Raw genomic sequence first — 451 nt, 5'->3', positions numbered from 1 at the left:
TAATGAAGACACGGACACCGATGGTGATGGCGTGGGCGATAACGGCGATGCCTTCCCAACGGATGCCACTGAGACAACCGATACTGACGGCGATGGCGTGGGCGACAATGCCGATGCCTTCCCTGACGATGCGTCTGAGACCACCGACTCCGATGGCGACGGTGTGGGCGATAATGCCGATGCCTTCCCTGACGATGCCACGGAAACCACAGATTCCGACGGTGACGGCATTGGTGATAACGGCGACATTGACCGCGACAACGATGGTCTGTCGGATGATCTTGAATCGCGCACGAGTGCAGAAATCGTGGATTGGCCAGTACTCTATGGCACAACCTACAGCGATGGCGTGCTCAGTGCGAACGGCGGTTCCTGGGCGTATCAAGCTAACTCTCAGCGCTTTTCAGAATACGGTTACCGCGATAATTACCGTTTAAGCTTCACGGTGGCG

The 451-nt window shown here is 56.5% G+C and carries 1 pseudogene; it reads left to right on the top strand.

What is annotated here, in order from left to right:
• Positions 1 to 451, top strand: a pseudogene (locus LRP50_RS25515) (thrombospondin type 3 repeat-containing protein); the annotation flags it as partial.

It is taken from the genome of Enterovibrio gelatinilyticus (genome assembly GCF_028683095.1).
GTDB classification, from domain to species: Bacteria; Pseudomonadota; Gammaproteobacteria; order Enterobacterales; family Vibrionaceae; genus Enterovibrio; species Enterovibrio gelatinilyticus.
The sequence above is the reverse complement of the archived record's forward strand: the minus strand, read 5'-3'. Positions and strand labels throughout refer to the sequence as shown.